We start from the raw sequence: 8,680 nt of genomic DNA, 5'->3' as shown, positions 1-8,680 counted from the left end.
GTTTGCTCTTTGATTTTCATTGAGTATAAGGAGGAAATCATGTACCATATAAAAGAAGCTGCGCAGCTTTCAGGAGTCTCTGTCAAGACCCTGCACCACTACGATAAGATAGGACTCTTGGTCCCCTTAAAGTCGGAAAACGGCTATCGAACCTACAGTCAAGAGGATTTGGAACGCCTTCAGGTCATTCTGTATTATAAATATCTAGGCTTTTCTTTAGATAAAATAGCAGAGCTGTTAAAAGGAGAATCATCAGATTTATTGCCCCATTTGACTAGGCAGTTGGACTATCTAACTCGAGAAAGGCAACATCTGGATACCTTGATTTCCACCTTGCAAAAAACCATTCAAGAACAAAAAGGAGAAATAAAAATGACGATTGAGGAAAAATTCACTGGATTTAGCTATCAAGATCATCAAAAATACCACCAAGAGGCGGTAGAGAAATATGGACAAGAAGTCATGGACCAAGCTCTTGAGCGCCAAAAAGGTCGCGAAGACGAGTCTACGGCCGCCTTTAACCAAGTCTTTCAAGCCTTGGCTCAAAATCTTCAAGATGGTCTGCCTGCAACAGCAGCTGAAAACCAAGAAGAGGCAGCTAAACTCTGGCAAGCTATTCGTACTTATGGATTTGACTGCTCTATTGAAGTCTTCGGCCATATCGGTAAAGGATACGTCTACAACCCAGAGTTTAAGGAAAACATTGACAAATTTGGACCTGGAACAGCTCAATACACATCAGATGTCATTGCTGCTTACGTTCGGACACAGACAAAATAAAAATCAGCGGAGTTACCTCTGCTGATTTTTTCTGGTTTCAAGTACTATTTGGTTAATAGTTTTTCAACTACGTTTAACTTTCGCATGGTCAGAACCACGCCAAACAATTTTTCAAGATAGTTGGTATTGAGCTTTTTTTGTTTTGCAGTTCTAGGAAGATAGAGGTAGAGACAGTAATCGCCTACACAGATTTCTTCCTCGCCGTAGTCAGTTTTCAATTTTTCTAGTGGCAGACTTTGGATAAGTCCTTGATAAAGAATTACATGCACACGATCATGAAGGTAGTCTTCTTTAAATGGATTCTCATGAACAATCTTTTCAAAATCGTTCTTATTCTTGATAACCATTTTTAAGTCGGCCCCAATTTTTTCCTTTATCAAAGTATGAACGCGTTCTCGTATTTCTTCTAAATCTGAGTCACTCTCAAGAATGATATTCCCACTTTGAATATAGGTTCGAACGTGTTGAAAACCAGCTTCTGTCAAAATATCTACCAAATAAGACATTTTCGGGATAGCATTTTTTCCATTAGGAGTAACGCCTCTTAGTAAAATAATATGTTCCAAAGGACTTCCTTTCTTATTTGGTATTTATTGGATTGGAGCCTGCCACCCAGCCGGTGCAGAGGGCAGAAGTGATGTTAAAGCCACCCGTGTGGGCGTTGATATCCAGTACCTCGCCAGCAAAGTGGAGGCCAGGGACTAGCTTACTTTCGAGGGTTTTGGGATTGATTTCCTTGAGACTGACACCGCCTTTGGTGACAAAGGACTTGGCAAGAGACATTTTTCCAGTTACAGGGATTTTGAGAGCCTTGATGGACTGGAGAAGTTGTTCGCGTTCCTTTTCAGTCAGTTGTTTGACTTTTTCAGGATAGCCTTGCACCAAAAATTCTGCCAAGCGTTCTGGAAGCAAAGTTTTTAAAGCATTTTTCAAGGATTTTTCACGGTTTTCTTCTAGAAATGCCACCAAGTCCTTTTCAGAAAGTTGAGGTAAGACATCCAAAGAAAGGACTTCACCTCCCTTGACAAAGCTAGACATGCGTAGGGCAGCAGGACCTGACAAACCAAAGTGGGTAAAGAGCAGATCGTGAGTGATGACATGCTTACCATAGCTTAAGGTCACATCGTCTAGTGAAATCCCTTGAAGCGCTTTGTGTGGAAAATCAGTCAACAATGGGCTCTCAGCAGCTTCAAGCTCAGTAATGGTATGTTTAAAATGGCGGGCGATCTCATGCCCAAAACCAGTAGAACCAGTAGAAGGATAGGATTTACCACCAGTTGTAACAATCAGTTTATTACAAGTGAAGGTTTGGTCTGCGGACTTAAGGACAAACTGGTCGTCTATCTTTTTAACCGAAACAATTTCTGTTTGAGTAGCAACTTGACCACCGAGTTCAGTGATTTTCTTTTCTAGTGTCTCGATAATAGTCCGAGACTTGTCACTAGCAGGAAAGACGCGTCCGTGGTCCTCGACCTTGAGTTTAACACCATTTTCCGTAAAAAAGTTGATGATATCATGGTTATCAAACTGGGAGAAGACACTGTAAAGAAACCGCCCGTTACCAGGGATGCCAGCTAATAGGTCATCTAAAGTTCCATTGTTGGTCACATTACAACGACCACCGCCCGTTCCAGCTAATTTTTTCCCAAGTTTTCGATTTTTTTCGATGAGTAGAGTTTTCTGACCATAAAAGCTACTGGAAATGGTAGCCATCATACCTGCAGGTCCTCCACCAATGACAATAGTATCAAAATGTTTCATAGCTCTATTGTACCACAAAAAACAAGAGATGCTTGACATCTCTTGTTGCTCATAATCTTAGTTGATTTCATATCCCATCAACAAACCGCCATCTTCTGCATAGAAACTGCAGAGACCAGATGTCGGGATGATTTTGATATCCGCTTGTGGGAAGGTTTCCAGCAAGCGTTCTGACAATTGCTGACAGAATTTTTCATTGCTGCGATGAGCCATGACGATACGGCCACCAGCGTAGCCAGCCTTGATGAGTTCTTCATAGGCTGCTTGAAGGGATTTTTTTGGTCCACGCGCTTTTTGGAGTAGTTCTAGGGTTCCAGTTTCACTTGCTTCCCCAACCATACGGATGTTGAGAAGACCGACAACTGTACCGATCAGCTTGCTTAAACGACCATTTTTTACCAAGTTATCAACCTTAGCGAGTACAAAAAGCAACTTCGTTTTTTCTTGGTAGGCTGTAATAGCTTCAACAATTTCCTCATAAGAAAGTCCTTGATCAATCAAGCTATTGATTTTCTCGACAATCAAGTCAACCTCACCACCTGCAGACAATGTATCGATCACATGAATCTGAGTGTCAGGGTGTTCTTCCAGATAGATATTCTTAGCGAGCTGTGCACTATTATGGCTACCTGAAAGAGTACCAGTGATAGTAACGACAAAGATATGCTTAGCACCTTCAAATGCTCGCAAGTAATCATCAGGGCTAGGACAAGCTGATTTTGAAGCCTCAGAAGTCGCATACATGGTTTCCATCATGTGGTCAATGTCAAGATTGGCATCATCGATAAAGACCTGATCAGCTACTTGAATGGTTAAAGGAACACTAACAAATTCCGTATCAATAGCAGGAGTTGCCAGTTGACGATAATCACAACCAGAGTCAGCTACAATCTTCCAAGTCATAGAAATTCTCCATCTTTGTCACTTATACATTGACAAAGGTTCTGTCTTTTTTTACAATTATATCATGAAAGCCCTTGAAACAAAAGTACCACCTCTCTGTTGTCACAAGTAGAAAGAAATTGTTATGTCTGAACGTAAAATATCTGAAAAATCTCTTGAAAATCTCAGAAAATCAAATCAAGAATCCAATTTTTTAACCAGAGAAGCAATCGAGACGGCTCTTTTGCAACTTCTAGAGAAAAAAGACTTGGCCAAGATCAGTATTTCGGAGCTGGTCAAACGTGCGGGCGTCTCTCGTGCCGCCTTCTATCGTAACTATGACTCCAAAGAAGAGATTTTGGAAAGTGTCTTTAAACGCAGTGTCCATAACATTATGGAACAGCTGAGCCACTACGATGTCAAAACCGACCTTTATCTAGTATGGGTTCACCTTTTTCGAGCAGCCAAGAAAGAAGCCAAGGTTATCCAACTTGCTCTGGACTATCATTTGGAAAAGATTTTTGTCCAAGCCATGCAGGAATTTCTAGAAAAATACCACGGGAAATCAAAAGGTGTCAGTAGCTACCTTCATTCCTTTTGGAGCTCTGCCATCGTATCGGTTCTGCTCAAATGGATCAAGGATGGCATGAAGGTTCCAGCTGAAAAGATTGCAGATTTACGCTTGCCATTTTTCAAAAAATAGGGGATAAGGAGAAGACTTATGACAGAAAAAAGACTGGCTTGGGATGAGTACTTTGCAGCCCAGGCTTTACTGATTGCCAATCGTTCGACCTGCAAACGTGCCAAGGTGGGAGCTGTCCTCGTTAAGGACAATAAAGTCATTTCAACAGGCTACAATGGTTCCGTATCAGGAACGGAGCACTGTATTGACCACGAATGTCTGGTCATTGAAGGTCACTGTGTTCGAACCCTTCACGCCGAGGTCAATGCTATTCTCCAAGGGGCTGAGCGAGGGGTTCCCAGAGGATTTACAGCCTATGTGACCCATTTCCCTTGTCTGAACTGCACCAAACAACTGCTACAAGTTGGTTGCAAGCGCGTGGTTTATATCAACCAGTACCGAATGGATGACTATGCCCAGTACCTTTATCAAGAAAAAGGCACCGAGTTAACCCATTTACCATTAGAGACTGTTCAGACGGCTCTTCAAGAGGCAGATTTGATTTAAAAATTAATAAAAATAAATGGTTTAGAAAGCTTTTTAAACCGTTTTTTGATATAATAAGAAGAATAAATTGAAAGAAGGAATTCAGAAAATGGGAAAAATTGAAGTCATTAATCATCCACTCATTCAACACAAATTGTCAATCTTGCGTCGTACAGATACTTCTACAAAAGCTTTTCGTGAACTAGTAGACGAGATTGCAATGTTGATGGGATATGAAGTACTTCGTGATCTTCCACTTGAAGATGTGGAAATCGAAACACCTATCACAAAGACCGTTCAAAAACAATTGGCTGGGAAAAAATTGGCGATTGTCCCAATCTTGCGTGCAGGTATCGGGATGGTAGATGGCCTCTTGAGCTTGGTTCCAGCAGCCAAAGTTGGACACATCGGTATGTACCGTGATGAAGAAACCCTTCAACCAGTTGAATACTTGGTGAAATTGCCTGAGGATATTGACCAACGTCAAATCTTTGTCGTTGATCCAATGTTGGCAACAGGTGGCTCAGCAATCTTGGCAGTAGATTCCCTTAAAAAACGAGGCGCTTCAAATATCAAGTTTGTCTGCCTAGTATCTGCTCCAGAAGGTGTGAAAGCTCTTCAAGAAGCACACCCAGATGTAGAGATCTTTACAGCAGCTTTGGATGAACGCTTGAACGAACACGGTTATATCGTTCCAGGTCTTGGAGATGCTGGAGACCGCTTGTTCGGTACTAAATAAAATTCCAAAGTAAATACTGAAATTAGAAGTTCGTTTTTGACTTGAAAGGAGGTTGAGTTTTTGTTTCTGTTTAGAGAATAGAGCAAAAATTTGACCTTTTTTGACCAAAAAGATATAATAGTTCTGTATTGAGTCGTAAGACTAAGAAAATTCAACATAAAAGGAGAAATGAATGATTCCTGTAGTTATTGAACAAACAAGCCGTGGAGAACGTTCCTATGATATTTACTCTCGTCTTCTGAAAGACCGCATCATCATGCTAACAGGTCCAGTTGAAGACAACATGGCCAACTCCGTTATCGCCCAATTACTCTTCTTGGATGCCCAAGACAGCACAAAAGATATTTACCTTTATGTCAATACACCTGGGGGCTCTGTTTCAGCTGGTTTGGCAATCGTTGATACAATGAACTTTATCAAGGCGGATGTCCAAACAATCGTTATGGGGATGGCTGCATCCATGGGGACTGTCATTGCATCAAGTGGCGCAAAAGGCAAACGTTTCATGCTTCCAAATGCAGAGTACATGATTCACCAACCAATGGGTGGTACAGGTGGTGGTACCCAACAGACAGATATGGCAATCGCTGCAGAGCACTTGCTCAAAACTCGTAAGACTTTGGAGCAAATCCTTGCAGATAACTCTGGTAAATCAGTCGAGCAAATTCATGCAGATGCAGAACGTGATTACTGGATGAGTGCCCAAGAAACGCTTGAATATGGCTTTATTGATGAAATCATGGCCAACAATTCGTTAAGTTAAGCAACCTAGAAAGTAAACTCGACGGAGTTTGCTTTTTTTGGTATAATAGGGGAAGATTTCTTAGAAAGAGGACTCCTCATGTTTGAAAAAACAAATCGATCAGGATTAATCATCTATCTCTACTATAATCGAGATGCAAAAAAACTTCAGGAATACGGTGATATCTGTTACCATTCCAAAAAACATCGTTACTTGCAGCTCTATGTTCCAACTGAGGAGCTAGATGACTTGGTTGAGAGATTAGCTAAGGAAAGATATATCAAGAAAATTAGACGTTGCCATATTCAAGAGCTAGAAACTCCCTTCGTTGGGAATCTCTATCGGACTGAAGAAAACGTTATCATTTAAAAAAGTTAAACAAATACATTGACAATTTTCTGATAATTCGGTATATTCTTAACATACAATTTTTGAAACAACTATAAGGAGATTAAAAATGAAGAAAAAATTTGCCCTATCTTTTGTGGCTCTTGCTAGTGTGGCTCTTCTTGCTGCCTGTGGAGAGGTCAAGTCAGGAGCGTCAAACACAACTGGAAATCCAGTAGACGAAAAAACAATTAAAATCGGTTTTAACTTTGAAGAGACAGGTGCTGTGGCAGCTTATGGTACAGCTGAACAAAAGGGTGCCCAACTTGCTGTAGACGAAATCAACGCTGCAGGTGGAATTGATGGAAAACAAATCGAAGTTGTAGACAAAGACAACAAGTCAGAAACTGCTGAAGCAGCTTCTGTTACTACAAACCTTGTTACCCAATCAAAAGTAGCAGCTATTGTAGGACCTGCGACATCTGGTGCAACTGCTGCAGCTGTAGCTAACGCTACTAAAGCTGGAGTGCCATTGATTTCACCAAGTGCTACTCAAGACGGTTTGACTAAAGGTCAAGATTACCTATTTATCGGAACATTCCAAGATAGCTTCCAAGGGAAGATTATTTCTAACTATGTAACAAACAAATTGAATGCTAAGAAGGTTGTTCTTTATACTGACAACGCTAGTGACTATGCTAAAGGTATTGCTAAATCTTTCCGCGAAGCCTACAAGGGTGAGATTGTAGCAGATGAAACGTTTGTAGCAGGTGATACTGACTTCCAAGCAGCCCTTACTAAAATGAAAGACAAAGAGTTTGACGCTATCGTAGTTCCAGGTTACTACACAGAAGCTGGTAAAATTGTAAACCAAGCTCGTGGTATGGGAATTGATAAGCCAATCATTGGTGGTGATGGGTTTAACGGTGAAGAATTTGTTCAACAAGCAACTGCTGAAAGAGCATCAAACATTTACTTCATCTCTGGATTCTCAACAACAGTTGATGTTTCTGCAAAAGCTAAAGCTTTCCTTGAAGCATACCGTGCTAAATACAACGAAGAGCCTTCAACATTCTCAGCTTTGGCCTATGACTCAGTTTACCTAGTAGCAAATGCTGCAAAAGGTGCTAAAAACTCAGGTGAGATCAAAGACAACCTTGCTAAAACCAAAGATTTTGATGGTGTAACTGGTCAAACAAGCTTTGATGCTGACCACAATACAGTGAAAACTGCTTACATGATGACCATGAACAATGGTAAAGTTGAAGAAGCAGAAGTTGTAAAACCATAACATTAGAATAGTAATTGAAATGGGGAATGAGCCTTTGACTCACTCCCTGTTTCGGTGTTTATGAACTTGTGAAAATAATGAAATTTTCTAAAAAATAAGGATAGAAAAGAGTGAATGCTATGCTCCAACAACTTGTGAATGGTCTAATTCTGGGTAGTGTTTATGCACTTTTGGCTCTGGGTTATACCATGGTTTATGGAATTATCAAACTCATCAACTTCGCCCATGGCGATATATACATGATGGGTGCCTTTATTGGTTACTTTTTGATTAATTCTTTCCAAATGGATTTCTTTTTAGCTTTAATTATTTCAATGGCAGGGACCGCATTGCTTGGTGTTGTGATTGAGTTTCTTGCCTACCGTCCTTTACGACACTCTACACGTATTGCTGTATTGATTACTGCCATCGGAGTGTCTTTCCTACTGGAATACGGAATGGTTTATTTAGTAGGTGCTAATACTCGTGCCTTCCCTCAAGCAATTGAAACAGTCCGCTTTGACTTGGGACCAATTAGCTTGACAAATGTTCAATTGATGATTTTAGCAGTTTCTGTACTCTTGATGGTTTTATTGCAATTGATCGTCCAAAAAACAAAAATGGGGAAAGCCATGCGTGCGGTATCAGTTGATAGTGACGCAGCTCAATTAATGGGAATTAATGTAAATCGTACAATCAGCTTTACCTTTGCTTTGGGTTCAGCCCTTGCTGGTGCAGCAGGTGTCCTCATTGCCCTTTACTACAACTCTCTTGAACCTTTGATGGGTGTGACTCCAGGTCTAAAATCATTCGTTGCGGCCGTACTCGGTGGTATCGGGATTATCCCTGGTGCAGCTCTAGGAGGATTTGTGATTGGCTTGTTGGAAACATTTGCTACTGCCTTCGGTATGTCTGATTTCCGTGATGCCATCGTATATGGAATCTTGCTTTTGATTCTGATTGTTCGACCTGCAGGTATCCTTGGTAAGAATGTGAAAGAGAAGGTGTAAA

Annotated in this window: 11 protein-coding genes; 8 read left to right on the top strand and 3 right to left on the bottom strand. The window is 40.8% G+C overall.

Annotated features, from left to right (window positions below; all coding sequences use genetic code 11):
* Nucleotides 1–39: 39 nt before the first annotated feature.
* Nucleotides 40–780, top strand: a complete 741-nt coding sequence (locus HMPREF2766_RS07705; RefSeq protein WP_070569036.1) for a MerR family transcriptional regulator — start codon at nt 40–42, stop codon at nt 778–780.
* Between the two features lie 44 nt (nt 781–824).
* On the opposite strand, the gene HMPREF2766_RS07700 is transcribed toward HMPREF2766_RS07705, so the two are convergent.
* The 3 genes from HMPREF2766_RS07700 to HMPREF2766_RS07690 are packed head-to-tail and all read right to left on the bottom strand — an operon-like array spanning nt 825 to nt 3,444.
* Nucleotides 825–1,346 carry a DUF1697 domain-containing protein gene (locus HMPREF2766_RS07700; RefSeq protein WP_042767777.1) on the bottom strand — a complete coding sequence of 174 codons (522 nt, stop codon included), beginning with the start codon at nt 1,344–1,346 and terminating at the stop codon, nt 825–827.
* A gap of 13 nt (nt 1,347–1,359) precedes the next feature.
* Nucleotides 1,360–2,541: an aminoacetone oxidase gene (locus HMPREF2766_RS07695; protein WP_070569035.1), complete on the bottom strand. Its 1,182-nt coding sequence runs from the start codon at nt 2,539–2,541 to the stop codon at nt 1,360–1,362.
* 57 nt (nt 2,542–2,598) lie between these two features.
* A complete protein-coding gene (locus HMPREF2766_RS07690; RefSeq protein WP_000219947.1) occupies nt 2,599–3,444 on the bottom strand; it encodes a DegV family protein in 846 nt (281 codons plus the stop codon).
* A 124-nt stretch (nt 3,445–3,568) separates the two neighbouring features.
* Here HMPREF2766_RS07690 and HMPREF2766_RS07685 point away from each other — a divergent pair, with 124 nt between their 5' ends.
* The 7 genes from HMPREF2766_RS07685 to HMPREF2766_RS07655 all read left to right on the top strand — a co-directional run bounded on the left by HMPREF2766_RS07685 (nt 3,569) and on the right by HMPREF2766_RS07655 (nt 8,679).
* Nucleotides 3,569–4,126 (top strand): TetR/AcrR family transcriptional regulator, encoded by a 558-nt coding sequence (locus HMPREF2766_RS07685; RefSeq protein ID WP_000003897.1) that lies wholly within the window; start codon nt 3,569–3,571, stop codon nt 4,124–4,126.
* Between the two features lie 18 nt (nt 4,127–4,144).
* On the top strand, nt 4,145–4,612 hold the full coding sequence (locus HMPREF2766_RS07680; protein WP_000136994.1) for a deoxycytidylate deaminase: 468 nt from the start codon (nt 4,145–4,147) through the stop codon (nt 4,610–4,612).
* Between the two features lie 88 nt (nt 4,613–4,700).
* The gene (upp, locus tag HMPREF2766_RS07675; protein WP_000515974.1) at nt 4,701–5,330 is read left to right on the top strand and encodes a uracil phosphoribosyltransferase; all 630 of its coding nucleotides are present in this window, start codon (nt 4,701–4,703) and stop codon (nt 5,328–5,330) included.
* A 172-nt stretch (nt 5,331–5,502) separates the two neighbouring features.
* Nucleotides 5,503–6,093, top strand: a complete 591-nt coding sequence (gene clpP / locus HMPREF2766_RS07670) for an ATP-dependent Clp protease proteolytic subunit ClpP (RefSeq protein ID WP_000613467.1) — start codon at nt 5,503–5,505, stop codon at nt 6,091–6,093.
* Between the two features lie 78 nt (nt 6,094–6,171).
* The gene (locus tag HMPREF2766_RS07665) at nt 6,172–6,441 is read left to right on the top strand and encodes a YlbG family protein (RefSeq protein ID WP_070569032.1); all 270 of its coding nucleotides are present in this window, start codon (nt 6,172–6,174) and stop codon (nt 6,439–6,441) included.
* Between the two features lie 88 nt (nt 6,442–6,529).
* On the top strand, nt 6,530–7,690 hold the full coding sequence (locus tag HMPREF2766_RS07660; RefSeq protein ID WP_000726128.1) for an ABC transporter substrate-binding protein: 1,161 nt from the start codon (nt 6,530–6,532) through the stop codon (nt 7,688–7,690).
* A gap of 119 nt (nt 7,691–7,809) precedes the next feature.
* Entirely contained in the window at nt 7,810–8,679 is an 870-nt protein-coding gene (locus HMPREF2766_RS07655) for a branched-chain amino acid ABC transporter permease (protein WP_000941413.1), read from the top strand.
* Nucleotide 8,680: the final 1 nt, after the last annotated feature.

This window comes from Streptococcus sp. HMSC076C08 (assembly GCF_001810825.1).
Classification (GTDB): domain Bacteria; phylum Bacillota; class Bacilli; order Lactobacillales; family Streptococcaceae; genus Streptococcus.
This window is presented reverse-complemented; position numbering and strand designations above follow the sequence as displayed.